At 70.7% G+C, this 26,276-nt stretch carries 26 protein-coding genes; 14 read left to right on the forward strand and 12 right to left on the reverse strand.

Annotation, left to right across the window (positions count from 1 at the left end):
- Nucleotides 1–39 precede the first annotated feature (39 nt).
- Complete coding sequence (locus ACZ42X_RS25275) at nt 40–1,848, reverse strand: bifunctional metallophosphatase/5'-nucleotidase (protein WP_468294314.1); 1,809 nt, start codon at nt 1,846–1,848, stop codon at nt 40–42.
- A gap of 171 nt (nt 1,849–2,019) precedes the next feature.
- Between ACZ42X_RS25275 and mshD the strand changes: the two genes are divergently transcribed.
- From mshD to pstB, 11 genes are all read left to right on the forward strand, one after another.
- Nucleotides 2,020–2,955 carry a mycothiol synthase gene (gene mshD, locus ACZ42X_RS25280; protein WP_468294317.1) on the forward strand — a complete coding sequence of 312 codons (936 nt, stop codon included), beginning with the start codon at nt 2,020–2,022 and terminating at the stop codon, nt 2,953–2,955.
- Between the two features lie 98 nt (nt 2,956–3,053).
- On the forward strand, nt 3,054–3,440 hold the full coding sequence (locus ACZ42X_RS25285) for a GntR family transcriptional regulator (RefSeq protein WP_468294320.1): 387 nt from the start codon (nt 3,054–3,056) through the stop codon (nt 3,438–3,440).
- The gene (locus ACZ42X_RS25290; protein WP_468294323.1) at nt 3,437–4,327 is read left to right on the forward strand and encodes an ABC transporter ATP-binding protein; all 891 of its coding nucleotides are present in this window, start codon (nt 3,437–3,439) and stop codon (nt 4,325–4,327) included. The genes ACZ42X_RS25285 and ACZ42X_RS25290 overlap by 4 nt, the downstream gene beginning before the upstream one ends.
- Entirely contained in the window at nt 4,324–5,289 is a 966-nt protein-coding gene (locus ACZ42X_RS25295; protein WP_468294326.1) for an ABC transporter permease, read from the forward strand. Before ACZ42X_RS25290 ends, ACZ42X_RS25295 begins: the two co-directional genes overlap by 4 nt.
- A 174-nt stretch (nt 5,290–5,463) precedes the next feature.
- A complete protein-coding gene (locus ACZ42X_RS25300; RefSeq protein WP_468294329.1) occupies nt 5,464–7,695 on the forward strand; it encodes an RNA degradosome polyphosphate kinase in 2,232 nt (743 codons plus the stop codon).
- Nucleotides 7,682–8,578: a CHAD domain-containing protein gene (locus ACZ42X_RS25305; protein WP_468294333.1), complete on the forward strand. Its 897-nt coding sequence runs from the start codon at nt 7,682–7,684 to the stop codon at nt 8,576–8,578. Before ACZ42X_RS25300 ends, ACZ42X_RS25305 begins: the two co-directional genes overlap by 14 nt.
- On the forward strand, nt 8,548–9,036 hold the full coding sequence (locus tag ACZ42X_RS25310) for an NUDIX hydrolase (RefSeq protein ID WP_468294336.1): 489 nt from the start codon (nt 8,548–8,550) through the stop codon (nt 9,034–9,036). The genes ACZ42X_RS25305 and ACZ42X_RS25310 overlap by 31 nt, the downstream gene beginning before the upstream one ends.
- Nucleotides 9,037–9,459: 423 nt before the next feature.
- The gene (gene pstS, locus ACZ42X_RS25315; protein WP_468294339.1) at nt 9,460–10,590 is read left to right on the forward strand and encodes a phosphate ABC transporter substrate-binding protein PstS; all 1,131 of its coding nucleotides are present in this window, start codon (nt 9,460–9,462) and stop codon (nt 10,588–10,590) included.
- 116 nt (nt 10,591–10,706) lie between these two features.
- Complete coding sequence (gene pstC, locus ACZ42X_RS25320) at nt 10,707–11,696, forward strand: phosphate ABC transporter permease subunit PstC (RefSeq protein WP_468294342.1); 990 nt, start codon at nt 10,707–10,709, stop codon at nt 11,694–11,696.
- Nucleotides 11,696–12,772: a phosphate ABC transporter permease PstA gene (pstA, locus tag ACZ42X_RS25325; RefSeq protein WP_468294345.1), complete on the forward strand. Its 1,077-nt coding sequence runs from the start codon at nt 11,696–11,698 to the stop codon at nt 12,770–12,772. The genes pstC and pstA overlap by 1 nt, the downstream gene beginning before the upstream one ends.
- Before the next feature lie 24 nt (nt 12,773–12,796).
- Nucleotides 12,797–13,573, forward strand: a complete 777-nt coding sequence (gene pstB, locus ACZ42X_RS25330; RefSeq protein ID WP_361416950.1) for a phosphate ABC transporter ATP-binding protein PstB — start codon at nt 12,797–12,799, stop codon at nt 13,571–13,573.
- A 232-nt stretch (nt 13,574–13,805) separates the two neighbouring features.
- On the opposite strand, the gene ACZ42X_RS25335 is transcribed toward pstB, so the two are convergent.
- Nucleotides 13,806–14,804: an inorganic phosphate transporter gene (locus tag ACZ42X_RS25335; RefSeq protein ID WP_468294348.1), complete on the reverse strand. Its 999-nt coding sequence runs from the start codon at nt 14,802–14,804 to the stop codon at nt 13,806–13,808.
- Between the two features lie 5 nt (nt 14,805–14,809).
- Complete coding sequence (locus ACZ42X_RS25340) at nt 14,810–15,430, reverse strand: DUF47 domain-containing protein (RefSeq protein WP_031073426.1); 621 nt, start codon at nt 15,428–15,430, stop codon at nt 14,810–14,812.
- A 194-nt stretch (nt 15,431–15,624) separates the two neighbouring features.
- Here ACZ42X_RS25340 and ACZ42X_RS25345 point away from each other — a divergent pair, with 194 nt between their 5' ends.
- Complete coding sequence (locus ACZ42X_RS25345) at nt 15,625–15,999, forward strand: metal-sensitive transcriptional regulator (protein WP_361416942.1); 375 nt, start codon at nt 15,625–15,627, stop codon at nt 15,997–15,999.
- Nucleotides 16,000–16,005: 6 nt separating this feature from the next.
- Here ACZ42X_RS25345 and ACZ42X_RS25350 read toward each other — a convergent pair whose 3' ends face one another.
- Both ACZ42X_RS25350 and ACZ42X_RS25355 read right to left on the reverse strand, forming a co-directional pair.
- Nucleotides 16,006–16,173, reverse strand: a complete 168-nt coding sequence (locus ACZ42X_RS25350) for a hypothetical protein (protein WP_361418477.1) — start codon at nt 16,171–16,173, stop codon at nt 16,006–16,008.
- 103 nt (nt 16,174–16,276) lie between these two features.
- Nucleotides 16,277–17,110 (reverse strand): SCO4651 family lipoprotein, encoded by an 834-nt coding sequence (locus ACZ42X_RS25355; RefSeq protein ID WP_468294352.1) that lies wholly within the window; start codon nt 17,108–17,110, stop codon nt 16,277–16,279.
- A gap of 125 nt (nt 17,111–17,235) precedes the next feature.
- Between ACZ42X_RS25355 and ACZ42X_RS25360 the strand changes: the two genes are divergently transcribed.
- Both ACZ42X_RS25360 and ACZ42X_RS25365 read left to right on the forward strand, forming a co-directional pair.
- On the forward strand, nt 17,236–17,430 hold the full coding sequence (locus tag ACZ42X_RS25360) for a hypothetical protein (RefSeq protein WP_468294355.1): 195 nt from the start codon (nt 17,236–17,238) through the stop codon (nt 17,428–17,430).
- Nucleotides 17,431–17,458: 28 nt separating this feature from the next.
- Nucleotides 17,459–18,895, forward strand: a complete 1,437-nt coding sequence (locus tag ACZ42X_RS25365) for an FAD-binding oxidoreductase (RefSeq protein ID WP_468294358.1) — start codon at nt 17,459–17,461, stop codon at nt 18,893–18,895.
- A 14-nt stretch (nt 18,896–18,909) separates the two neighbouring features.
- Here the strand turns inward: ACZ42X_RS25365 and ACZ42X_RS25370 are convergent, their stop codons facing one another.
- The 7 genes from ACZ42X_RS25370 to ACZ42X_RS25400 all read right to left on the reverse strand — a co-directional run bounded on the left by ACZ42X_RS25370 (nt 18,910) and on the right by ACZ42X_RS25400 (nt 26,249).
- Nucleotides 18,910–19,620 (reverse strand): phosphatase PAP2 family protein, encoded by a 711-nt coding sequence (locus ACZ42X_RS25370; protein WP_468294361.1) that lies wholly within the window; start codon nt 19,618–19,620, stop codon nt 18,910–18,912.
- A 121-nt stretch (nt 19,621–19,741) separates the two neighbouring features.
- Nucleotides 19,742–20,764, reverse strand: a complete 1,023-nt coding sequence (locus ACZ42X_RS25375) for a C40 family peptidase (RefSeq protein ID WP_468294443.1) — start codon at nt 20,762–20,764, stop codon at nt 19,742–19,744.
- Between the two features lie 63 nt (nt 20,765–20,827).
- Nucleotides 20,828–21,346, reverse strand: coding sequence for a hypothetical protein (locus ACZ42X_RS25380; RefSeq protein ID WP_468294364.1), 519 nt, complete (start codon nt 21,344–21,346; stop codon nt 20,828–20,830).
- 98 nt (nt 21,347–21,444) lie between these two features.
- The gene (locus ACZ42X_RS25385; protein ID WP_468294367.1) at nt 21,445–23,325 is read right to left on the reverse strand and encodes an alpha/beta hydrolase; all 1,881 of its coding nucleotides are present in this window, start codon (nt 23,323–23,325) and stop codon (nt 21,445–21,447) included.
- A complete protein-coding gene (locus ACZ42X_RS25390) occupies nt 23,322–23,753 on the reverse strand; it encodes a hypothetical protein (RefSeq protein WP_468294370.1) in 432 nt (143 codons plus the stop codon). The genes ACZ42X_RS25385 and ACZ42X_RS25390 overlap by 4 nt, the downstream gene beginning before the upstream one ends.
- Before the next feature lie 752 nt (nt 23,754–24,505).
- Complete coding sequence (locus ACZ42X_RS25395; RefSeq protein ID WP_468294373.1) at nt 24,506–25,318, reverse strand: SAM-dependent methyltransferase; 813 nt, start codon at nt 25,316–25,318, stop codon at nt 24,506–24,508.
- 25 nt (nt 25,319–25,343) lie between these two features.
- Nucleotides 25,344–26,249 (reverse strand): NAD(P)-dependent oxidoreductase, encoded by a 906-nt coding sequence (locus ACZ42X_RS25400; RefSeq protein WP_468294376.1) that lies wholly within the window; start codon nt 26,247–26,249, stop codon nt 25,344–25,346.
- Between the last annotated feature and the right edge of the window lie 27 nt (nt 26,250–26,276).

The following is a 26,276-nucleotide window of genomic DNA, read 5'->3' on the forward strand; positions in this document are numbered from 1 at the left end:
CTCGATGGTCCCGCCGCCCCGCCTTCCTCCGCGTATCCGCTACTTGACGACCGTGATCCGGCCGGCCGCCGGAGGCGCGATCGGGTTCGACGGCGAGGAGTTGGCCGCCAGGTAGGCGTTGAAGACGTCCAGGTCGGACGCGCCCACGAGCTTGTTCTTGCCCTGGCCGAGCGCCGGGAAGCCGTCGCCGCCGCCCGCGAGGAACTCGTTCATCGCGACGCGGTACGTCTTCGCCGGGTCGATCGGCTCACCGTTCAGCTTCACCGAGGCTGCGTCGACACGGGCCGCGCCCGTCTTCGTCAGGTCGAGGGTGTAGGTGAAGCCCTTCGACACCTGGAGGATCTTCGGGGAGGCCTCGTTCGCGCCGCTGACCTGCTGCTGGAGGCCCGCGATGAGCTGGGCGCCGGTCAGGTCGACGACGTTCATCATGTTGGTGAACGGCTGCACGGTGAACGCCTCGCCGTAGGTCACCACGCCGTCGCCCTCGGCGCCGGACGCCTTGTACACCAGGTCGGAGCGGATACCGCCCGGGTTCATCAGCGCGATCTGCGCGCCGCCCTTGTCGGCGGGGGCGAGCCCGGCGAGCTGCGCGTCGGCGATCAGGTCGCCGAGCGGCTTCTCGTACTCCGTGGAGCCGCGGCCGTTGATGTCGGCGGAGATGTAGCCCTGCGGCTTGTTCGCGATGGGCGCGGCGAGCGCGTTCCACCGCTCGATCAGCGAGGTCATGTCGGCGGCCTTGGCCACGTCACGCGTGACGACGCGGTTGGCCGACTTCACGGCCGTACGGACGATGTCCTTGGTCTTCCGGTCGTACGTCAGCGTCGTGTCCGTGTAGAGCTTGCCGTACGAGGACGCCGACGTGACCATGCGCGGCTTGCCGCTCGGGTCCGGGATCGTACAGACGTACGCCTGGTGCGTGTGGCCGGTGACCAGCGCGTCGACCTGCGGGTTCAGCTTCTTCGCGATGTCCACGACCGGGCCGGAGATGCCGTCGCCGGCGCCCGGGCTGTCGCAGTCGTAGTTGTACGAGGACGAGGCCGGGGCGCCGCCCTCGTGGATGAGGGCGACGATCGACTTGACGCCCTTGCGCTCCAGGACCTTGGTGTACTTGTCGATCGTCTCGACCTCGTCACCGAACTTCAGGCCCTTGACGCCCTCGGCGGTGACGATGTTCGGGGTGCCCTCCAGGGTCACGCCGATGAAGCCGATCTTCACGCCCTTGCGCTCCCAGATGAAGTACGGGTCAAGGATCGGCTTGCCGGTCTTCTCGTCCGTCACGTTGGCGGCGAGGTAAGGGAAGTTCGCGCCGGGGAAGGTCTTGCCCTGCTCGTAGCAGCCGCCGGTGGGGTGGCAGCCGCCGTTCTGCATCCGGGCGAGTTCCTTGGCGCCCTCGTCGAACTCGTGGTTGCCCACGGACGACACGTCGAGCTTGAGCTTGTTCAGCGCCTCGACGGTGGGCTCGTCGTGGAAGAGGCCCGACATCAGCGGCGAGGCGCCGATCATGTCGCCGGCGGCGGCGGTGATGGAGTACGGGTTGCCCTGGCGCGCGGTGCGCAGGTGGGTGGCGAGGTACTCGACACCGCCCGCCTTGATCTTCTCGACCCGGCCGTCCGCGTGCGTGTGGCTCACCTCGCCGGAGGATCCGGCCGGGGGCTCCAGGTTGCCGTGCAGGTCGTTGAAGGAGAGCAGCTGTACGTCGACGGTGCGGCCGGAGTGGTGCCCGGCGGTCTGCACCCGGTCGTCGGCGCCGGCGGGCAGGGCGGCGACCACGGCTCCGACGGTCGCCAGTCCGGCGGCGGTGGCGAGTATCCGCGTGACCGCGCGCTGCTTCTTGTGTGTCGCTGACATCTGTCCCCTCTGGGTACGGCAAGGCGTGTGGACGGGTAGGGCCCAGCGCAGCCTAGAGTCAACGCGCGTAGCGCAACAGGGGGGAGCGGGTTACGAGCTGGTTGCCTTCCTCCGAAAGGCCCTCGCCGTGGGCCCGACCTGATCCAGGGGCCAGGCCCTACGCTCGGAGGCATGACGACTGACGCCCCCGTACCCGGCATTGAGCCCGGTCGACGTATCGACACCCTCGACGAGCTCACCCCCGCGCAGGCCCAGGCCGTCCTCGACCTGCTCGCCGAGGCCGCCCGTATCGACGGGATGCAGGCCGTCTCCGAGCAGGGGCGGCTCCAGTTGCGCCACGGGCGGCGCGAAGGGGTCTCGCACCTGCTGCTCACCGTCCGCGGAGAGCTCGTGGGGTACGCGCAGCTGGAGGACACCGACCCGGTCGAGGCGCCGGCCGCCGAGCTCGTCGTCCACCCCTCGCACCGGGGCCGCGGCCACGGGCGGGCGCTCGGCGCGGCGCTGCTGGCCGCCTCGGGCAAGCGGCTGCGCGTGTGGGCGCACGGCGGCAAGTCGGCCGCCCGCCACCTCTCCCAGGTCCTCGGCCTGACGCTCTTCCGCGAGCTGCGCCAGATGCGCCGGCCGCTCGCCCCGCTGGACATCCCGGAGCCCGTGCTGCCGCCGGGCGTCACCGTGCGCACCTTCGTACCGGGGCAGGACGACGCGGCCTGGCTCGCGCTCAACGCGGCCGCGTTCGCGCACCACCCGGAGCAGGGCTCGATGACGCAGCGGGACCTGGACGACCGCAAGGAGGAGCCGTGGTTCGACCCGAAGGGCTTCTTCCTCGCCGTACGCGAGACGGACGGCGAGCTGGTGGGCTTCCACTGGACGAAGGTGCACGCCGAGGAGCGGCTGGGTGAGGTGTACGTGCTCGGCATCAGCCCGCAGGCGCAGGGCGGCGGCCTCGGCAAGGCGCTGACGGCGATCGGCCTGCGGCACCTGGCGGCGCAGGGGCTGCCGACGGTGATGCTGTACGTGGACGCGGACAACACGGCGGCGGTGCGGGTGTACGAGGGGATGGGCTTCTCGACGCACGAGGTCGACCTGATGTACCGCTCGGAGACGTGACGCGACCTTAAGAAGCCGGACAGGGCGGGGTGTTGACACCTCGCCCTCTCTTGCACCACCCTTTCACTACTTGATTAGTGAAAGGGTGGTGCAAGGACGTGGTCGAGTACCGCATCGACCGGCGCAGCGGCGTCGCCACCTACCTCCAGATCGTCCAGCAGACCAAACAGGCCCTGCGCCTGGGTCTGTTGGAGCCCGGCGACAAGCTGCCCACCGCACGCGAGGTCGTCGAGGCCACCGCCATCAACCCGAACACCGTGCTCAAGGCCTACCGCGAACTGGAGCGCGAGGGCCTCGTCGAGGCCCGCCGCGGCCTCGGCACCTTCGTACGGAAGACGCTCGGCAGCGCCCCCGCCGACTCCCCGCTCCGCGACGAGCTGGCCGCCTGGGCCACCCGCGCCCGCGCGGCCGGACTGGAGCGGGACGACATGACGGCGCTCTTCGGCTCCGTACTCGAACAGACTTACGAGGGGGACGACTCATGACCAGCGCTCTGGAGGCCCACGGCCTCGCCAAACGCTACGGCCGACGGGCCGCCGCGCTCCAGGACTGCGCCTTCCGCCTGCCGGCGGGCCGGATCTGCGCGCTCGTCGGCCCCAACGGCGCCGGCAAGTCCACGCTCCTCGCCCTGGCCGCCGGCCTGATGCGGCCGACGGCCGGGACCCTCCGCGTCCTGGGCACCGACCCCGCCTCCGCCCGCCACCGGATCGCATACGTCGCCCAGGACAAGCCGCTCTACCCGCAGCTCACCGTCGCCGACACCCTCCGCATGGGCACAGAGCTCAACCCGGACCGCTGGGACGCCGAGGCCGCCGAGGCCGTCCTCGGGGATCTGGACCGCGGCGCCCGCATCCGCCGCCTCTCCGGCGGCCAGCGCACCCGCGTGGCGCTCGCCCTCGCGCTCGGCAAACGCGCCGAACTGCTCCTGCTCGACGAGCCGATGGCCGACCTCGACCCCCTCGCGCGCCACCAGCTGATGGGCGCGCTCATGGCGGACGCCGCCGAGCGCGGCACGACGGTCGTGATGTCGTCGCACATCCTCGGCGAGCTGGAGGGCGCCTGCGACTACCTCTTCCTGGTCGACGGCGGCCGGGTCCGCCTCGGCGGCGGCATCGACGACATCCTCGCCGCCCACACGCTGGTCACCGGCCCGGTCGCCGACCTCGCCCCGCACACGGTCATCGAGTCCCGCACCACCGGCCGCCAGCTCACCGCGCTCGTCCGCCGGGACGGCCCGGTCGACGACCGGACCTGGCAGACCATGGAACCCACCCTGGAGGAACTCTTGCTGGGCCATCTCCGCTCCCCCGACGCCCCGCCGCTCCTCTCCCCGAGCGCGGCCGTCGACACGGACCCGGCGGTGGCGGCATGAGCACGCTGACGACCGCCCGCACCGGCCGGCTGACGCTCCGCCAGCACCGGCGGGCGCTGTGGACCACCGCGGCGCTCCTCGCCCTGGCCGCGGTGGTGACGGCCGGACTGCGCTGGTGGGTGGCCGGTTCCATGGACGAGGCCCGTTGCTTCGCGGGCGAGCCGGAGGCATGCGGCGAGCAGCTCTTCGGTGACTGGCTCACCCCCCAGGGCTTCCTTGCGCTCGCGCTGGAGTGGTCCCTCTTCGTGCTGATGCCCGTCCCGTTCCTGATCGGCGCCTTCGTCGCGGGCCCGATGCTCGCACGCGAGCTGGAGAGCGGCACGTACAAGCTCGCCTGGACGCAGTCGGCCACCCCGGCCCGCTGGCTCGCCTCGAAACTGCTCCTCGCCGCCGGCCTGGCGGCCGTCACCGCGACCGTGCTCACCGCCGTCTTCCGCTTCGGCCGGGGACCCGTCCGCTACCACCAGAACCTCTCGTGGGCGGACCCGGGCGCGTACGAGCTCACGGGCCCGGCCCTCGGCGGCTACTGCCTGCTCGGCGTCGCCGTCGGCGCCCTCGTGGGCCTGCTGGTCCGCCGTACCGTCGCCGCCATGGCCACGACGGCGGCCGTCCTGGGCGCGGTGCTCCTGGGATTCTGGAACCTGCGGTGGGAGCTGTGGCCGTCGCTGCACGCGAGCGGCCAGGGCTCCCAGCTCACCGGCGGCTTGTCCGGCCTCCCCTTCGACGCCCTCCTGCTCCGCTCCGGCTACGTCACCGCCGACGGGCGGCCGCTCCCGTACGACGCGTGCCTGCAGCCCGAGGGCGAGACGCAGTGCGACCCCGACACCGTCAGCTGGTACGCCGAATACCACCCCGCCTCGCACTACTGGCCCGTCCAGCTCATCGAAACCGGCATCGTCCTCGCCCTCGCGGCCCTGGCCGTATACGCCGCCTTCCGCGTGCTGCGCCGCCACCACGCGTAACCACAGGACCGGGGTCGGACGGCCTGGACGGGGGTCTGGCCGTCCGACCCCAGTACGTCACGTAATGGTTACCGACCATTCAGAACGGCTTGCGACGCTCAGCGAATGAAGCCCGCCGTGTCAGCGGCCCGCTCCGACGCGCTTGACCACCCCCTGGCGCGGAAGAATGGTGCCATGAGCCAGCAGCCCGCCGAGGCCGACGTCCAGATCCAGCACGCGCAGCCGTCCGTGGGGTCCATAGCCGCGCACCGACCGCACATGGTGACCGCCGGACCCGTGTCCGACCTGGCGCCCGACCTCGACTCCGATCTGGACGCGTACGACGAGGACGGCCCGGACGGCGAACTGCCCCCCGGCCGCTTCCTGGACCGCGAGCGCTCCTGGCTGGCGTTCAACGAACGGGTGCTGGAGCTCGCCGAGGACCCCACGACGCCGCTCCTCGAACGAGCGAACTTCCTCGCGATCTTCGCCTCCAACCTCGACGAGTTCTTCATGGTCCGGGTCGCCGGCCTCAAGCGCCGCATCGCCACCGGCGTCGCCACCCGGTCCGCCTCCGGGCACCAGCCACGCGAGGTCCTGGAGCTGATCTGGACCCGCTCGCGGGAGCTCATGGCCCGGCACGCCGCCTGCTTCCAGCAGGACATCTGCCCCGCCCTCGCCGACGAGGGCATCCACCTCATCCGCTGGCCCGACCTGACGGAGAAGGAGCAGGCCCGGCTCTTCACCCTCTTCCGCCAGCAGATCTTCCCGGTCCTCACCCCCCTCGCCGTCGACCCGGCGCACCCCTTCCCGTACATCTCCGGCCTCTCCCTCAACCTCGCCGTCGTCGTACGCAACCCCGTCAGCGGCCACCGCCACTTCGCCCGCGTGAAGGTCCCCCCGCTGCTCTCCCGCTTCCTGGAGGCCTCGCCGCAGCGCTACGTCCCGCTGGAGGACGTCATCGCCGCGCACCTGGAGGAGCTGTTCCCGGGCATGGAGGTGCTGGCGCACCACATGTTCCGCGTGACGCGCAACGAGGACCTGGAGGTCGAGGAGGACGACGCCGAGAACCTCCTCCAGGCGCTGGAGAAGGAGCTCATGCGGCGCCGCTTCGGCCCGCCGGTGCGCCTGGAGGTCGAGGAGTCGATCGACCCGTACGTCCTCGACCTGCTCGTACGCGAACTGAAGGTCACCGACGCCGAGGTGTACCCGCTGCCCGGGCCGCTGGACCTGACCGGACTGTTCGGGATCTCGGCCCTGGACCGGCCCGAGCTCAAGTACCCGAAGTTCGTGGCCGGGACCCACCGCGACCTGGCCGAGGTCGAGTCGGCGTCCGCGCCGGACGTGTTCGCCGCCCTGCGCGAGCGCGACGTCCTGCTGCACCACCCGTACGACTCGTTCTCGACCTCCGTCCAGGCCTTCCTGGAACAGGCGGCCGCCGACCCCGACGTCCTCGCCATCAAGCAGACGCTGTACCGGACGTCCGGCGACTCCCCCATCGTCGACGCCCTCATCGACGCCGCCGAGTCCGGCAAGCAGGTCCTCGTCCTCGTCGAGATCAAGGCCCGCTTCGACGAACAGGCCAACATCAAGTGGGCGCGCAAGCTGGAGGAGGCCGGCTGCCACGTCGTGTACGGCCTCGTCGGCCTCAAGACCCACTGCAAGCTCTCCCTGGTGGTCCGCCAGGAGGGCGAGACGCTGCGCCGCTACTCCCACGTCGGCACCGGCAACTACCACCCCAAGACCGCCCGCCTGTACGAGGACCTCGGCCTGCTCACCGCCGACCCGCAGGTCGGCGCGGACCTGTCCGACCTCTTCAACCGGCTGTCCGGCTACTCCCGCCGCGAGACCTACCGGCGCCTGCTCGTCGCCCCCAAGTCGCTCCGCGACGGCCTGGTCTCCCGCATCAACAAGGAGATCGTCCACCACCGGGCCGGGCGGCTCGCATACGTCCGCATCAAGGTCAACTCGATGGTCGACGAGGCCGTCATCGACGCCTGCTACCGCGCCTCGCGGGCCGGCGTACCGGTCGACATCTGGGTCCGCGGCATCTGCGCCGTACGGCCGGGCGTCCCGGGCCTCTCCGAGCACATCAGGGTCCGCTCCGTCCTCGGACGGTTCCTGGAACACTCGCGCGTCTTCGCCTTCGGGAACGGCGGCGAGCCCGAAGTGTGGTTCGGCAGCGCCGACATGATGCACCGTAACCTGGACCGCCGGATAGAAGCGCTGGTGCGGGTCTCCGACCCCGCGCACCGCGCCTCGCTGTGCCGGCTGCTGGAGACGGGCATGGCCGACACCACCTCGTCGTGGCACCTCGGCCCGGACGGCGAGTGGACGCGGCACGCGACGGACGGGGACGGCCAGCCGCTGCGGCATGTCCAGGAGATGCTCATAGACGCGCGGAGGCGCCGGCGTGCTCAAACCTGACCAGCTCACCGCGGGCGAGGTCCTGTCCCCGTACCTCCACGCCCGCGCGGGGGACTTCCTACGCAACCTGCGCCTGCACGCCGAGAGCGGCGCGGACTCGGCCGGCGCCGAGGAGGCGGCACGGGGGCTGCGCGCCGCCGCCCGGCGCATCGGCTCCACGCTGCACACCTTCCGCCCGCTGCTCGACGCCTCCTGGGCCGACCAGCTGCGCACCGAACTGGCGTGGCTCTCCGGCCTGCTGGCGCAGGAACACGCGTGCACCTCGCGGCTCGTCCGCCTGGTGGACGCACTGTCCCGCCTGACGGGCGGCGCCGAGGCGCTCGCGGTGGGCGGCGCGCGCGCCGGGGCCCTGCTGGAGCGCCGCCTCACGCTGGCCCGGACCCGGGCGCATTCCGCCGCGCTCCAGGCCCTCGGCTCGTCCCGCTTCCACGCGGTCGCCGACGCGGTGGCGCTGCTCGCCTCGGAGGTGCCGCTGGGCCCGGCCGCGGGCGCCCGCGCCGGCGAGGTCCTCGGCCCGGCCACCGAGGCCGTCGAGCGGCGCCTGCTGGACGCGGTGGCGGCGCTGCCGATGAGCCCCGCCGTGGGCGGCGAACAGCACGACACCTCCTGGCACCACGTACGGCTGCTGCTCCGGCTGCACCGCCACGCCCAGGAGGTGCTCGGCGCGGAGGCGCAGCTGTACGAGGCGGGCCGCGCGCTCGACCGGCACCGGGACGCCGCCGATGCCGCGTCCGCCGCGGCGAGCGCCGCGCGCACCCCGCGCATCGCGCCGGCGACGGCGTACGTGCTGGGCGTGCTCCACGCGGACCAGCGGCACGAGGTGGAGGCGGCGCGCGTGAGCTTCCAGCGCGCGTGGCAGCGTACGGCGGTGACGGCACGGTGACGCCGACTCCACCCGCGAAGGGCCTGGTCCACGCCGCCGGCTGCGTCCTGTGGCGCCGCGCGGGCGAGGGTCCGGGCGGCGCCAACGGCGCCGTCGAGGTGGCCGTCATCCACCGCCCCAAGCACGACGACTGGTCCCTCCCCAAGGGCAAGCTCGAACCCGGCGAGGACCACGCGCAGGCGGCCGTCCGCGAGGTGCGGGAGGAGACCGGCATGACCTGCGCCCTCGGGCCCGAGCTCCCGAAGGCCTGCTACCGCGCGGGCGACCGCCCCAAGGAGGTCCGCTACTGGGCCGCCGAGGCCACGGGCGGCGCCTTCCGCCCCGACGGCGAGGTCGACGACCTGCGCTGGCTCTCCCCGCCCGAGGCCCGGGCGCTCCTGTCGTACGCCGTCGACCGGGACCTGGTCGACGCGGCCCTCGCGGCGATCACCCCGGGGCCCCGGGAAACCGGGCGCTGACCGTCAGCGGCACCGGCAACCTCACCCTTCCGGGGGCAACCCGCCCCGCACCACCGTCATCCTCCCGGGTGGCCCCGGTGCGGCCCCCGCGCGCCCGCGTACCGGCGCACAACCCCACGCTCCGCGCCTCACACCGCCGGAGTGCGCCCTCGCCCGCCCGAGGTGCCGTGCACCCCCGCACAGCCCCGTCGTAAACCTCACTCCCTGCGCCCGGCGCACCCCCGCGACAATGGCCCCACAGGCTCTGGCCACGGCTCACCACGGCTTCCGTCACGGTTCACCTCCCGTTCACTCTCCCCCGCCAGCCATGTCACCTGATCTGCCTAATTTCGGCCGTACACGGTTACTGACACACGCCGCCACCGAGCTCACGCACGGATTCGGTATCGACGCCGCGGCGGCTCCTGGAAGGAACACCCAACAGTGAAGCTTCAGCGCAAGACCGGGCTTCGCGCCACCGCGCTCGGCGCCCTCGCCGTCTCCGGCGCCCTGGTACTCACGGCGTGTGGTTCGGACGACAACACGGGCAGCCCCGACGGCGGCAAGAAGACCGGCGCCACCTCGTCCATCAAGTGTGACGGCGCGAAGGGCCAGCTGCTGGCCTCCGGCTCCTCCGCGCAGAAGAACGCCATGGACCTGTGGGTCAAGAACTACATGGCCGCCTGCCCGGGCGTGGAGATCAACTACAAGTCCTCCTCCTCCGGCGAGGGCATCATCGCCTTCAACCAGGGCCGCGTCGGCTTCGCCGGCTCCGACTCCGCGCTGAAGCCGGAAGAGGTCGCCGAGTCCAAGAAGATCTGCAAGTCCGGCCAGGGCATCAACCTCCCCATGGTCGGCGGGCCGATCGCCATCGGCTACAACGTCCCCGGCGTGAAGGACCTCGTCCTCGACGCCCCCACCATCGCCAAGATCTTCAACGACAAGATCAAGAAGTGGGACGACCCGGCGATCGCCAAGCTCAACCCGGGCGCCAAGCTCCCGAGCACCCCGATCCAGGCCTTCCACCGCTCCGAGGACTCCGGCACCACCCAGAACCTCGGCAAGTACCTCGGCAAGGCCGCCAAGGCCGACTGGCCGTACGAGGCCGAGAAGAAGTGGCCCGCCCCCGGCGGCCAGGCCGCGTCCGGCTCCTCCGGCGTCGCCGCCCAGGTGAAGCAGGTCGAGGGCGCGATCGGCTACTTCGAGCTCAGCTACGCCGAGTCGCAGAGCATCCCGGCCGTCCAGATCGCCACCGGCGCCCCCGCCCCGGTCGCGGCCACCTCGGAGAACGCCTCCAAGGCCATCGCCGCCGCCAAGGTCAAGGGCACCGGCAAGGACCTGGCGCTGGAGCTGGACTACGCCACCAAGGCCGAGGGCGCGTACCCGATCGTCCTGGTGACGTACGAGGTCGTCTGCGACACCGGCAACAAGGCCGACACCCTCGGCACCGTGAAGTCCTTCCTCACCTACACCGCCTCCGACGAGGGCCAGAAGGTCCTGGCCGAGGCCGGCTACGCCCCGATCCCGGCCGAGATCAACGCCAAGGTCCGCGAGACCGTCAACGGCCTGTCGTAACCGCACGCACGCAAGGCCGGCCCGGCCACTCACCGGGCCGGCCACCACCCCATCCGGTGCACCGCCGCCAGGGGAGCCGCCACCCGCGGACTTCCCCCACACAGACCGGAAAGACCATGGCTATAACGACTGACAACGCACCGGCTCCGCCGGTCGCCGGGAAGCCGGGCCCCACCTCCACCGGCCGCGCGGGCGACAAGATCTTCCTCGGCCTCTCCCGCGGCTCCGGGATCCTGCTCCTGGTGATCATGGCGTCGATCGCCGTGTTCCTCAGCTACCGCGCCTCCCTCGCGCTCGCGGAGAACGAGGGCAACTTCTTCACCACATTCGACTGGAACCCGGTCGGCGACCGCCCGGTCTTCGGCATCGCGGTCCTCCTCTTCGGCACGATCGTCAGCTCCATCATCGCGATGGTCATCGCGGTCCCGATCGCGGTCGGCATCGCGCTGTTCATCTCGCACTACGCGCCCCGCCGCCTGGCCGCGCCCCTCGCGTACGTCGTCGACCTGCTCGCCGCCGTGCCGTCGATCATCTACGGCATCTGGGGCGCGCTCTTCCTCGTCCCGTACCTGGAGGGCCTGAACCTCTGGCTCGACCAGTTCTTCGCCTGGACGTACGTCTTCGACAAGACGGAGGTCGGCGTCGCGCGGACCCTCTTCACCGTCGGCGTCCTGCTCGCCATCATGATCCTGCCGATCGTGACCAGCGTCAGCCGCGAGGTCTTCCTCCAGGTGCCGCGCATGAACGAGGAGGCCGCCCTCGCCCTCGGCGCCACCCGCTGGGAGGTCATCCGCCTCTCCGTGCTGCCCTTCGGCCGCTCCGGCGTCATCTCCGCCTCGATGCTCGGCCTGGGCCGGGCGCTCGGCGAGACCATGGCCGTCGCCACGGTCCTCTCCCCGAGCTTCCTGATCTCGCTGCACCTGCTCGACCCGGGCGGCGGCACGTTCGCCCAGAACATCGCGGCGAAGTTCGACGAGGCCGACCAGCTCGGCCGCGACGCCCTGATCGCCTCCGGTCTGGTCCTCTTCGTCCTCACCCTGCTGGTCAACGGCGCGGCCCGCCTGATCATCGCGCGCCGCAAGGAGTACTCGGGGGCGAACGCCTGATGAGCAACGCAATCCAGGACGCGCCCGCCAAGGCCGCACCCCGTCCCCGCAAGGACGACCTCAGCCAGCGCCACCTGCCGCGCTGGGCCCCGGCCGCCTTCGCCGTCGTCGCCGTCGCCATCGGCTGCGGCACCGGCCTGGCCGCCGGCCTCGAAAGCCGCACCCAGTGGGGCCTGATCTCGGTGCTCGCCTTCGTCGTCGTCTCGTACGCCGTGACGTCGGCCGTCGAGAACCAGCGCCAGGCCAAGGACCGCCTCGCCACCAGCGTGGTCTGGGTGTGCTTCATCCTCGCCGTCGTCCCGCTGCTCTCCCTCATCTGGGTCACGGTCAGCCGGGGCCTGAAGGTCCTCGACGGCTACTTCCTCACCCACTCGATGGCCGGTGTCCCCGGCTTCGACGTCGGCGGCGGCGTCTACCACGCGCTCGTCGGCACGCTGGAGCAGGTCGGCCTCGCCACCCTCATCTCCGCGCCGATCGGCCTGCTGACCGCCGTCTACCTCGTCGAGTACGGCAAGGGCTCCCTGGCCAAGGCCGTCACGTTCTTCGTCGACGTCATGACGGGCATCCCGTCGATCGTCGCCGGCCTCTTCATCCTCTCCATCATGCTGATGGCCGACCTCCAGCCGTCCGGCCTGATGGGCGCGCTGGCGCTGGCGATCCTGATGATCCCGGTCGTGGTCCGCTCCACCGAGGAGATGCTCAAGCTCGTCCCGAACGAGCTGCGCGAGGCGGCGCTCGCCCTCGGCGTACCGAAGTGGCGCGTGATCCTGAAGGTGGTCATCCCGACGGCGATCGGCGGCATCACCACCGGCGTCATGCTCGCCATCGCCCGCATCGCCGGCGAGACCGCGCCGATCATGCTGCTGGTCTTCGGCAGCCAGCTGATCAACACCAACCCCTTCGAAGGTGCTCAGTCCGCGCTCCCCTTCTACATCTGGGAGCAGTACAAGGTCGGCAGCGAGGCGTCGTACGACCGCGCCTGGGCCGCCGCGCTCGTCCTGATCGCCTTCGTCATGATCCTCAACCTGGTCGCCCGCGGCATCGCCCGCTGGAAGGCCCCGAAGACCGGCCGCTAAGGCCTCCTGGAAGTGATCGAAACCATGGCCAAGCGAATCGACGTCAGCGGCCTGACCGCCTACTACGGCGCCCACAAGGCGATCGACGACATCTCCATGACCGTCGAGCCCCGCTCCGTGACGGCCTTCATCGGCCCCTCCGGCTGCGGCAAGTCCACCTTCCTGCGCACCCTGAACCGCATGCACGAGGTCACCCCCGGTGGCCGCGTCGAGGGCAAGGTGATGCTGGACGACCAGAACCTGTACGCCAAGGACGTCGACCCGGTCGCCGTGCGCCGCACGGTCGGCATGGTCTTCCAGCGTCCGAACCCCTTCCCGACGATGTCGATCTTCGACAACGTGGCGGCGGGCCTGCGCCTGAACGGCAAGTACCGCAAGCAGGAGCTGGCCGACACCGTCGAGCGCTCCCTCAAGGGCGCGAACCTCTGGAACGAGGTCAAGGACCGCCTCAACAAGCCGGGCTCCGGCCTCTCCGGCGGCCAGCAGCAGCGCCTGTGCATCGCCCGCGCCATCGCGGTCGAGCCGGACGTCCTGCTGATGGACGAGCCGTGCTCGGCGCTGGACCCGATCTCCACGCTCGCCATCGAGGACCTGATCAGCGAGCTGAAGGAACGGTTCACGATCGTCATCGTGACCCACAACATGCAGCAGGCGGCCCGCGTCTCGGACCGGACGGCCTTCTTCAACCTGGCGGCGGTCGGCCAGCCGGGCAAGCTGGTCGAGATCGACGACACGGAGCGGATCTTCTCCAACCCGTCCGTCCAGGCCACCGAGGACTACATCTCGGGCCGCTTCGGATAACCGTCCGCCGGAATCCCCTTGCGGTGCTGCATGGCGGTGCCACCGCAAGGCAAAGGGCCCGCCCCCTGAACAGGGGGCGGGCCCTTCCGTCACTCGAAACTCAGCCCCGCCGGCGTTTGAGGCGCGGGGGTCCGGGGGCAGAGCCCCCGGTTCGGGAAGGGGCGGGGTGGGGAAAAGCCCCGTAGGGCCAACCACACCCGCCCGGCCCGCAGCCGTCAGCCGAAGGCGACCGTCAGCCGAACACCAGCCGCACCACACCGAAGCTCGCCGCAGCGACCAGCGCCGCCGCCGGCATCGTGATGAACCATCCGAGGATGATGTTCTTCGCGACACCCCACCGCACCGCGTTGACCCGCTTCGTCGCGCCGACACCCATGATCGCCGACGTGATGACGTGCGTCGTCGAGATCGGCGCGTGGAACAGGAACGCCGAGCCGAACATGATCGACGCGCCCGTCGTCTCCGCCGCGAACCCCTGCGGCGGATCCAGCTCGATGATCTTGCGCCCCAGCGTCCGCATGATGCGCCAGCCACCGGCGTACGTACCCAGCGACAGCATCACCGCGCAGGCGACCTTGACCCAGACCGGGATCGCGTCACCGGCGTCGTGGACGTCGGCGATGACCAGCGCCATCACCACGATGCCCATCGTCTTCTGGGCGTCCTGGAGACCGTGGCCGAGCGCCATGCCCGCCGCCGACACGGTCTGGGCGATACGGAAGCCGCGCTTCGCCTTGTGCGGGTTGGCCTTGCGGAAGATCCACATGATTCCGCACATCACCAGGTAGCCGACCACCAGGCCGACCACCGGCGAGATGAACATCGGGATGACGATCTTGTCGACGACGCCCGACCAGATCACGTCGGTACCGCCCGCCAGCGCCGCGCCCACCATGCCGCCGAACAGCGCGTGCGAGGAGGACGACGGCAGGCCGAAGTACCAGGTGATGAGGTTCCAGACGATCGCGCCGACCAGCGCCGCGAAGAGGATGCCCATGCCCCGCGAGCCCTCGGGCGTCGCGATCAGGCCCTCGCTCACGGTCTTGGCGACCCCGCTGCCGAGGAAGGCGCCCGCGAGGTTCATCACCGCGGCCATCGCCAGCGCCGCGCGCGGCGTCAGCGCCCGGGTGGAGACGGAGGTGGCGATGGCGTTCGCCGAGTCGTGGAAGCCGTTCGTGTACGTGAAGCCGAGCGCGACCGCGATGGTCACGACCAGTGCGAAGGTGTCCACGAAGCTCAGGACTCCTTGACCGCGATGGTCTCCACCGTGTTGGCCACGTGCTCGAAGGCGTCAGCGGCCTCCTCCAGCACATCCACGATCTGCTTCAGCTTGAGCACCTCGATGGCGTCGTACTTGCCGTTGAAGAGGTGGGCCAGCAGCTTGCGGTGGATCTGGTCGGCCTGGTTCTCCAGCCGGTTGACCTCGATCCAGTACTCGGTGAGGTTCTCCATCGTCCGCAGGTGCGGCATCGCCTCGGCGGTCAGCTCCGCCGCCCGCGCCAGCACCTCGATCTGCTGCTCGACACCCTTCGGCAGTTCCTCGACGTTGTAGAGGACGACGAGGTCGACGGCCTCCTCCATGAAGTCCATGATGTCGTCGAGCGACGACGCGAGGGAGTAGATGTCCTCGCGGTCGAACGGCGTGATGAAGGAGGAGTTCAGCTGGTGGAAGATCGCGTGGGTCGCGTCGTCACCCGCGTGCTCCGCCGCCCGCATCCGCTCCGCGATCTCGGCCCGGGCGGAGGATTCCGCCCCGAGCAGTTCCATCAGGAGTTTGGAGCCCGTGACGATGTTGTCCGCGGAGGCGGAAAACATGTCGTAGAAGCTCGTCTCCCTGGGGGTCAGACGAAAGCGCACGTGGGGTCCTCGGGGTGCATGGGTTTCGGTCAGGCTGATGCTAGGCGCATCATCCGGCCACGGCTAACCGGCGTCATTCAGTGTCGCCCATCAGGCACAGTGAACAGAACCGGGCCCCCGCCCCCTGTGCGCGAGGATCGGTACCATATACCCATGAGGGGTATAGAAGCCCCACTGGACAACGGGAGGACGCGATGACGACCACCGAGGCGGCCGGCCTTCCGGTCGAGGAGCAGGCCATCGAGGAGCCGGGCACCCCCGAGCAGGTCACCGACCACGACCACGGTGTGCACGGCTACCACAAGCAGAAGCAGGAGCACCTCAAGCGCCTGCGCCGCATCGAGGGTCAGATCCGCGGCCTCCAGCGCATGGTCGACGAGGACGTCTACTGCATCGACATACTCACCCAGGTCTCCGCGTCCACGAAGGCCCTGCAGTCCTTCGCCCTCCAGCTCCTGGAGGAGCACCTGCGCCACTGCGTCGCCGACGCCGCGGTCAAGGGCGGCGACGAGATCGACGCGAAGGTCGAGGAGGCGACGAAGGCCATCGCCCGCATGCTGCGGACCTGACCGACGTCACTGCGGGGCGGGTGCGGCCGGCGTGACCTTCAGGACCTCGTCGATGAGGTCCGCGCTGAGCCGCTCCCCGTCCGTGGCCGATGCGGCGATCATCAGCTCTCCGCACAGCTCGATCTCGGCGAGGGCCACGTGGTCCTGGACTGTCGTCGAAGGGAGCGGGGCCACGCGCATCACCTCTTCCTGCGGGGAGTCGGCTTCCTAGCGTAGGGAGGGGACCACACACCGCGCATGGCACGTCCGGACCATTTGCCGGGCCCCAGGGACACCATTAGGCCCTGATCTTCCCGGCGTAGATGTCCTTCCGCGGCGGCAGCTGTACGACGACGGGCACGCCGAAGTCGTACAGCAGCGTCGTCGACGCGACGGCGACCGTGCGCCCCTCGTTGGTGAAGCTGAACCGGTGGCGCACCTTGCGCAGCCGCCCCTCCCGGTCCAGGTACGCGTCGAACGGCACCTCGTCGTCGGCGAACCCTTTCGCCGCCGCCGCGAGCGCCCCCCGCACCTGCGGCGACGCGGTCCGCGCCGCCCGCCCGAGGTCGGTGACGCCGCGGTAGTGCGTGACCGGCACCCCGGCGAGCTCCTCCTCGCCGACGTACGCGACGCGCTCGGCGCCGCGCAGCAGCTCGGCGGCGGCGGCCGGATCGGTCGCGCCGCCCGTGACCAGGTTCCCGTCGGCGAGGGTCGTCGTGTCGACGCGCACCCACTTGTCGGCGGGGACACCGGCGCCGCGGTTCTTCATGTAGAGCGCGCCGGGTGCCAGGAGCTCGGTGATCGGCCGGTGGCGGCTGCCGCCGGCGGCGTCCTTGGGCAGGACCACCTTGAGCTGCCCGTGCCGCGCGGCGAAGTCGTACGCGCCCTCGCCCCGGATCGTCACCCGCGTCCCGCCGGTCGCCATCTCCATCGACGTACGGGCCTTGGAGGTGCCCGCGCGCGTCAGCGCGTCGGGGGCCTCGCGCACGGCGGCGGCCGCGGCGTCCGCGCCGACGCCGGGGCTCGCGTCCGCGGGACCGGAACACCCGCCGGCCGTCAGCGCCACGGCCACGACCACCATCACCGATAGCCCGCGCCCGTAACACCGCCGCTGCTGTCGCTGCACCACCATCGCCTGCAACCCCCAACGCCTAGACGCTGCTGCCTGCCTGCCTGACCGACTGCGCTTGACCGAGACCCCCACCCGCCTCCCTTAACGACCACCGCGGCGCCCCGTCACGCCGGTACCGTGGTGGCGTGCCTGCGACGCATGACTCACCACCCGCCGTCACCAGCGGCCACGAAGCCACCACCGTCGAACGCGGCTCGTTCTGCGTGGCCCGCTGCAGCTGCGGCTGGTCGGGCCCGGCGCGGCGCTCACGGGACCGGGCCCGTACGGACGCGGCGGCGCACACGACCGCGCCACCGGCCGACGCGACCGACGCCGACTGACCGCAACCGTTCGGGGAAAGGTCACGCCATGGACGACCGGGCCGACTGGGCCGCCCTCGCCCGCGGCCTCGACGGCCCGCTCGTACGCCCCGGCGACGCCGACTACGCCACCGCCCGCCTCCTCTACAACACCCGCTTCGACGACCTGCGCCCCGCCGCCGTCGCGTACGTCACCGGAGACGACGACGTACGCACGTGCCTCGCCTTCGCACGCCGCCACGGCACGCCGGTCGCCCTCCGCAGCGGCGGCCACTCCTACACCGGCTGGTCCAGCGGCACGGGCCGCCTGGTCGTCGACGTGTCGGGCATCGACCACGTGCGCCCCGACGGCACGGCCGCCGCGATCGGCGCGGGCGCCAGACTCGTCCACGTCTACCGCGCCCTCGCCCGCCACGGCCGTACGATCCCGGCCGGCACCTGCCCGACGGTCGGGATCTCGGGCCTCACGCTCGGCGGCGGACACGGCGTGACCTCACGCGCGTACGGCCTGACCTGCGACAGCCTCACCGGCGCCACCGTCGTCACGGCGGACGGGCGGCGCCTGACCGCCGACGCCGAGGAGCACCCGGACCTCTTCTGGGCGCTGCGCGGCGCCGGCGCCGGGACCCTGGGGGTCGTCACCGAGCTGCGCTTCCGTACGCACCCGGTGCCGGCGACGGTCGTCTCCGGGCGGCTCACCTGGCCCTGGGCGCGGGCCCGGTCCGTCCTGGCCGCCTGGCAGGCGTGGGGCCCGGCACAGCCCGACGCGATCTGGTCGGCCCTGCGCCTGGCGGCGGACCCGGGTGCGGGACCCGCCCTCACCCTGTCCGTCTGCACCGTCGGCGACCGTACGGAGCTGGAGAACGCCCTCGACCGCCTCGCCGACCACGCGGGTGCCCCCGCCGACTCCGTACACCTGCACGACCGCACGTACCTGGAGGCGATGCTGACGTACGCGGAGTGCGCCGGGCTGACCGAGGCGCAGTGCCACCTGCCGGGCACCACCCCGGGCAGCGATCCGCGGGGCGTGCTGCGGCGGAACACGTACACCGCCGTGTCGGACTTCTTCGACCGGGAGCTGTCACCGGCGGCGGCCGCGGCGCTGACGGCCGCCCCGGAGGCCTTCGCCCGCATCCCGGCGGCGGAGGGCGGCGGCACCGGGTCCCTGCAGCTCACGGCGTTCGGCGGGGCGACGGGCCGCGTCGACCCGCTCGCCACGGCCTTCGTGCACCGGCGGCAGCGGATCCTGGTGCAGTACTGGGCCTCCTGGCGCCCGGGCACCCCGGGAGCGGCGCAGCGGGCGTGGCTGGCGACCGCGCGGGACTCCCTGGGGCCGTACGTCTCGGGGTCGGCGTACCAGAACTACCCCGACCCGGCACTCAAGGACTGGCGCACGGCGTACTACGGCGCGGCGGCGGACCGGCTGTCGGAGGTGAAGCGGCGCTACGACCCGCAGCGCCTCTTCACCTTCCCGCAGGCCTTCTGACGCCCCGGCGGCGGTTACGCCGCGAGGTCGTTCTCGCTACCGCCCACCTTGGGGTCGGGCAGGTCCACCGTCTCGTGCAGCTCCCCCCGAGCGCGGGCTTTTCGCGAGCGTACGAGCCACCCGGCCCGTTCCGAACGGGCCACGGCCGACACGAGCGGCGTGAGCAGCGCGAGGGCGAGCGGGGCGAGGAGCAGGGCCACGGCCGTACCGAGGGCGAAGCCGCCGACGACGTCGGTGGGGTAGTGGACGCCCATGTAGACGCGACAGAAGCCCTCGGCGAGGGCGAGGCCGATGGCGGCCAGGCCGAACTTCCGGTGGGCGACGAAGAGCGCGGCGCCGATGCCCATGGCCATGGTGGCGTGGTCGCTCACGAAGGAGTAGTCGGTCTTGCCCGCGACGAGGACCTCGAGTCCCTGGTGGTCGCGGAAGGGCCGCGGCCGCTCCACGAAGCCGCGGATCGGGATGTTGACCAGGAGGGCGATCCCGGCGGCGAGCGGCGCCCACACCAGGGCGGCGACGGTGGAGATGGAGTCCTCCGGCCCACCGCGGCGGCGCGCGCTCCACCAGCACCAGAGCACGACCAGCACCATCGCGAGCATGATCCCGTACTCGCCGACGAACTCCATGACCCGGTCGAACCAGGTCGGGGCGGACTTGGCCAGCCCGTTGATGTCGTAGAGCAGGCTGACATCGGGGTTCGAACCGTCCGATGCGAGTCCAGCCATCTGCTGCGGCCCCTTGCCTTGTCACTGTGTCAGTCCAGGGAACGACACGAGGGAAGCGTACGTTCCACTCTCCACCGAACGATCACGATGACGTTATCGAAGAGAGATACGTCGCCGCAGCTCAGACCGGATCGGCCGCGCGGTTCGGCAGTGCTTTCGCGCCATCTTCGGTGACGCGGGTCGCGCCGAAGTAGTCGGGGGTGTCGATCTTGTCGAAACGGATGACGGCGCCGGTGTACGGCGCGTTGATCATGTACCCGCCGCCGACGTAGATGCCCACGTGCCGGATGGCCCGCGAGTTCGTCAAGTCGTCCGAGAAGAACACCAGATCGCCCGGCAGCAGCTCGTCCCGCGACGGGTGCGGCCCGGCGTTGTACTGGTCGTTGGCGACGCGCGGCAGCTCGATCCCCACGGTCCGGTACGCGGCCTGCGTGAGCCCGGAGCAGTCGAAGCGGCCCTGCTGCTCGGGCGTGCCGTTGCCGCCCCACAAATAGGGCGTGCCGAGCTTCTTCTGCGCGAAGTAGATCGCCCCGGCCGCCTGCTTCGACGGCTCCACGCGCCCGACCGGCCGGGCGAAGCTCTTCTCCAGGGAGCGGATGATGCGGACGTAGTTCTGCGTCTCGCTGATGCGCGGCACCCCGCCGGCCTTTATCACCCGGTACGCACCGGCGTTGTAGGCCGCGAGCATGTTGTTGGTCGGGTCGCCGGGCACCTTCCTCACGTACCCGGCCAACTCGCAGTCGTACGAGGCGGCCGACGGGATGGCGTCGGCCGGGTCCCACACGTCCCGGTCGCCGTCCCCGTCGCCGTCGATGCCGTGCGAGGCCCAGGTGCCGGGGATGAACTGCGCGATGCCCATGGCGTTGGCGTGGCTGGTCACCTTGGGGTTGAAGCCGCTCTCCTGGTACAACTGCGCGGCCAGCAGCGCCGGGTTGATGGCGGGGCACAGGTTCCCCCACTTCTGCACGAGCCCCTGGTACGCCGCGGGCACGGCCCCCTTGGCCAGCCCCACGACGCCCCGGGTGGCGCTCCCGGCCCCGCCGAAGAGCCCGGCGGCCGCGGAGTACGTCCCGACGACGAGCAACGCGACGAACGCCATGCACAGCCCGACGGCCCCCCCGGCGACGAGCCAGCCCTTACGCACCGTCAACCACCCCTCGCGCCGTGGGAGTCCACCGGGGGCCAGTGTAGGTGGCGGGCTCCGTTTTCAGGGGGTGGACGGCGAGGACGGCGCGGGGGTGTTGGAGGACCAGAAGTCGGAGCGCACGTAGGGATCGGGGACGTGCTCACCCTCGAAGGGGGTGCCATTGGGCTTGGTCTTGGGGGGCTGGACTTCGGCCTCGATGAAGCAGGGGGTGGTGATGGAGAAGAAGAACTGCCCCCTCTTTCCGACGGTGACGCCCAGCCGGAAGTCCTCCGGGGTGCTGGCGAAAATCGCCGGCAAGTCCTTATCGGGGTTCACATCAGTGATCTTGTAGCCGCGCTGCTTCCAGTGCCGCTCGACCACGCCCAAAAGGCTTCCCCGCCTGGCTTCGGACACGATGGTCATGACTGCGACACGTCGCGTCGCAGAACTCGTTGCCTTGCCGTCGATGGTGTAGCTGCCACAGCCGCCCTGCGTCGGCGCGTAATGCACCCAGTTCAACTCCGGATTCACCGCCGAAACACTGTCCAACATGATCGAATCAGCCTTCTCAGCTGCTTCTTGCAGACTGATCTTGCTCACCACAGGCTTCTCCTCACCCATACCGACCGACGTCCCCACAGCCCCACACCCCACGAGCCCCACAAGAAGTGCAGCCGTCCCGAGCAGGCGGAATGTTTTCATCGGTGCTCCTGAGTTGTGGTCTTGTGACCTTGCCCTGCGACAATCAAGGCAATGTTCCGGGCGGACCCTGGATCCAGCTCCGGATCGAAGTAGTTGGAGTGCGCGGGGATGTCGGGATAATCGGGTGGCGGCCCGTCCGCTACCTTGATCCGTCGCGCACCGAAGTCCTCATGCGCCGGATCGGTGCCGTAGTAGATCTGACTGTTGTCACTCGCCGCTTCCTGCATGATGTAGGCGTTTGCGGCCCCCAAGCCGCCGCCGATGATGGCCCCGGCCCCGGCCCCGACCGGACCGCCTACCAATCCGATGGATGCGCCCGCGGCCGCTCCGCCAGCGGCACCCATCAGCGTCCCTCGCGCCTCGTCCTGCGTCGGAAGCTTGGTGACGGAATCGTTCTCAGCAGCCCCGACGTACACATGGCCTCGCCCCACGCCCAGATCGGCGGCTGTCTCAGCTTTTGTGCCCGGGCTGCCCAGCAGCAGGATGTCGTCCGCGCCAGGGATCCCACCGTCCTGCTGTGCCGCCAGTCCCACGGTGAGAGAACCATAAGAGTGTCCGATGGCCGTGATGTGCGGGTCGGGATGCTGGTTCGTCGCTGAAATCCCTGCCATGAACGAGTTGTACGAGGGAGCGCCTGCACGCGCGTCTTTATCACTCGTGACGGCCAGGTTGTCGACAATCTCGTCGGCCGGAAGCTGGGGAGGATCGTAACCGAGCCACACGATCGACGCGCTTGACGGGTCTACGTTCCTCGCGCCGACAGCTGTATCCCTGGCCCTCTGGATGTCGTTCTCCGCGAATGCCTTGTCCAGCGCCGTACCGAGCCCGGGGACATAGGCCGAAACGTGCTTGGAAACGTCGGGGTTGCCAAAGGACACAATGGCGCGCCCCAGCCCCTCATCACCGACGCCGAGCAAATACATCGGAGGGACCCCATCCGCTGGGTCGGCCCGGAGCTGCTGGTCTATCGACTTCAGCCCCTCCAACTGGGTCCTTGCCCTTTCGTTGTCCAGGCCATCAAGCTTGCCGATCAACAGCTGCAGGTTGTCCCGGTTGGCCGCATCCCGCACCTCCACCGGGATGCCGTCCAAATTTCCGATGATATCCGGGTACGTCGCCAGGTACTCCTCGCGCTGCTCCTGAGTGAGATACGTCCACCATGCCTTGCGCTCTGCCGGTGACCTGTCCACCGGGATGTCGTTCTTCAGATACTCCTCGGCCACGCTGCGGACCGCCGCCGCATCTGCAGCCGCGTCCTTCCACGTCTGGCTGTCGACCGTGAGGCTCGGTGCCGCTTTCAACTTCGCCAGCGTCGTGCCGAACCTCCCGTCGACCTCCCGTGCTTCAGCCAACGCCTTGGCAATGCGATTCGCGATGTCCTCAGCCTTGGCGTGATTCGGGTTGGGGTTGATGAGGCCCGGAGGGGCGGAGGGACCAAGTCCTGGGCCGTACTCGCTACGCCCAACGGACGAGCCGGGCAACGGTTGTCCATCAACCATGTTCTCGCCACCGGCTGGATATGCCACCGAACCGTCCGGCTCCACGGTGAACTTGAGGCGTGCCGCATCGTCCAGCGCGTCTCTGAGCTTCCGCTGGGCGTCGATCAGTTCGGACGCGAGGCTGTTCAGCGTAGTCCGGATCAATCCGGTCTCGGTGTAGATGTACTCGAAGTTGCGGTCGAGCTGCTTCAACCGCTCAAGAGCTCTCCCTGCGGCCACACCCTTCTGCGTCTCGGCCAGCCGATTGATCATCTCGTTGCTCACGCGGTCCCGAGCCGCATCCGCTCGGTTACTCGCCTCCCCCCACCCGTCGGCCGCTTCCTGGAGCTCCGACCACTTCAGGTCGCGTAACTGCTGCCATGTCAGCACGACCGTCACCGGACCTTCGGGTCGGTAACCGTGTCGAGGCCCGCGAAGGACGATTTCACCTTCGCATCACGCTCTCCCTGCTCCTTGGCGACCAACCGCAGTGCCGGCGCCAGGGAACCACACTCGTCACGCACAGCACCCAGCCGTTCCTCCCAGGAAGTGAGCACCGTCTTCAGCACTTCCACGCTCCCGAGGCCCGCGCACCCCGCTGCCACATCTGCATGTGCGGCGGTCAGCTTGCCCCGGGCCGTCGCCATACTCGTTTGCAGCGCGCCGGCCACCCCTGCCGCTGTCATCCAGGGACCGTCGCTGTGCTTCAAGTCGCCGGCCCCTCCACCGGAACCATCGGCCGAGGCCAACGACATCCGTGCCCCCGCCGTACCGCCGTCGCCCTGCTCGGCTAAGTCGATCAGTCGCTGCCACGACTCCGAGTACATCTGGGCACCCTCCCCGTGTTCTGCCACGCCCCCGTCGTGATCACGTTAGAAGGCGGGAGCCCCGGATGAGCAAGAGCACATTGAAGGAGGGCCTGAAATAGTCCGCCGCGACATACCACTCGGCTTCGCCGCGTACAAGAGCAAAGGGACTCGATGTTGCCTTCAGCATCTGAGTTGATGCGCCTGCGGGGACACCGAAAGGGAGAAGATGCGTCGGCGTTACGCAGTCATCACGGCCTGTTGGCGCACTCCACCCAGAGCAGCTTCCGAGACCCCCGCCCATGCAGCCCGCCCTGGATGGCGAGATGGTTGCCATGAAGGTCGCCGATCGCAAAGGTGAGTCGGTCGAGGCCCGGTGGCTCTGCCGTCCCGCTGGACGGTGCGATTCCAGGTGCAGGCCGAAGGAGGGCACTAGCCGAGGGCGACGCGTGCGTACACGTTCACCTCAACGGCGCAAGGCGCCATCGCCCTCGGAAGCGCAGACCCGAGTGCTCTCTCCTCTCCACCACGGCGGATCGCTTCCGCGAACTGCTCCGGGCCCTGAGGAGTGCGGCGACTCCGTGCGGGGATTCAAGCTCTCGTACGGGCTCGGCCGGGCGCAGCAGCCGGTCAAGGGTGGCCGAAGGCCATGGGCGCAACGGGCGCAAGCGAAGAGGTCGCCCTTGACGGGGCACTGAATGCGCCGCACTCGGAATGAGGGCGCCCCCTGCACCGCAGCCACTGACCGAAACGCCCAGCCTGCAGGCCAAGCCTCAGATCATGACGCTTGCGGGCTTGCGGCCGACGCCCGCGTACATCGCGACCTCCTCCGCCTCCGGGTCCTGGAAGCCCTCGGGGCGCCACCGGGAGCAGGAGACGACGCCCGGGGGCAGGAGCTCCAGGCCGTCGAAGTAGCGCGTGATGGCCTCGGGGGTGCGCTGGGTGAGTTTCGGGGTGCCGTGCTCGTTCCAGAAGGCGACCGCGGCGTCGACGTCCGGCATCGCGGGGTGGCGCACGGTGTGGGACAGCACCAGGTGGCTGCCGGGCGCCAGCGCGTCCAGGAGGCGCCGGACGACGGCGTACGACTCGGCGTCGTCCTCGACGAACATGACGACGCCCAGCAGCATGAGCGCGACGGGCCGGTCGAGGTCCAGGGTCTTGGCCGCGGCCGCCAGGACGGCGTCCGTGTCCCGCAGGTCGGCGTCCACGTAGTCCGTGCGCCCCTCCGGCGTACCGGAGAGGAGCGCGCGGGCGTGGGCGAGGACGAGCGGGTCGTTGTCGACGTACACGACCCGCGCGTCCGGTGCGACGCGCTGCGCGACCTCGTGGGTGTTGTCGGCGGTCGGCAGGCCCGTGCCGACGTCCAGGAACTGGCGGATGCCCGCCTCCGCCGCCAGGTGGCGCACCGCCCGCCCCAGGAAGAGCCGGTCCGCGCGGGCGTACGCCCCGATGCCGGGGTGGAGCTCGCGGATCCGGTCACCGGCTTCGCGGTCGACGGGATAGTTGTCCTTGCCGCCGAGCCAGTAGTTCCAGATGCGGGCGGTGTGCGGCCTGCCGGTGTCGATCCTCGCTTCGATGTCGGTCACGCCCTCAACCTAGACCGCAATCGCCTTACGCGCCCGGCTTCTTCAGCACCTCCACGAGGCTGGAGGTGCTGTCGGCGCCGTGCCCGGCGGCCAGGCCGCGCCGGAAGACGTCGAGGACGGCCGCCGGGAGGGCGCCGTCGACGCCCGCGTCCAGGGCGGTGTGGAGGACGTGCTCGGCGCTGGCGACGCCCATGGCCAGCCGGTCGACGTCGCCGCGGTGGTCGCCGGCGTCGACGCGGGGCGCGTAGAACTCCACGAACTGCTTCAGGTTCAGGGCGTCGACGGCCAGGGTCAGGATGTCGGCGGCCTTCAGACCGTGGGCGTCGGCCATGGCGAGGGTCTGCCAGTAGCCGGTGAGGGCGGTCCAGAACATGGTCATGTTGAGCTGGTAGAGCAGCGCCGCCAGGCCCGGGTCCTCGCCCCGGTGATCGGCGGTGCCGGTCAGCACCTCCAGCGTGGCCCGGTGCGCCTCGAACACCTCGCGCGGGCCGCTGTAGAGGGTGGTGGAGTCGGGGCTGCCGATGCCGGAGGGCGGCGTGAGGACGCCGCCGGTGAGCTGCGTGCCCCCGCGCTCGGCGGCCCAGGCGGCCGCGGCGCGCGCCTTGTCCGGGGTGTCGGAGGTGAGGTTGACCAGGACGCGGCCGGCGAGGGCGGCGGGGTCGGCGTCGCCCAGTACGGCGTACAGGGCGTCGTAGTCGGTCAGGCTCACCACGACGAGCCCGGCCGCGGCGAGCGCGTCGTCGACGGAGGGCGCGAGGTGCGCACCGCGGGCGACGAGGGCGTCGGCGCGGGAGGCGGTGCGGTTCCAGACGGTGACGCGGTGGCCGCGGTCGAGGAGGGCACCGGCCATGGCCTGGCCCATGGGGCCGAGGCCGATGACGGTGACGGGGGCAGGGGCAGGGGCAGGGGCGGGGGTCTTGTTCGCGTTCATGGGAAACGCCTCTTCACTCGCTGGCAC

Source organism: Streptomyces sp. NPDC030862 (assembly GCF_055571835.1).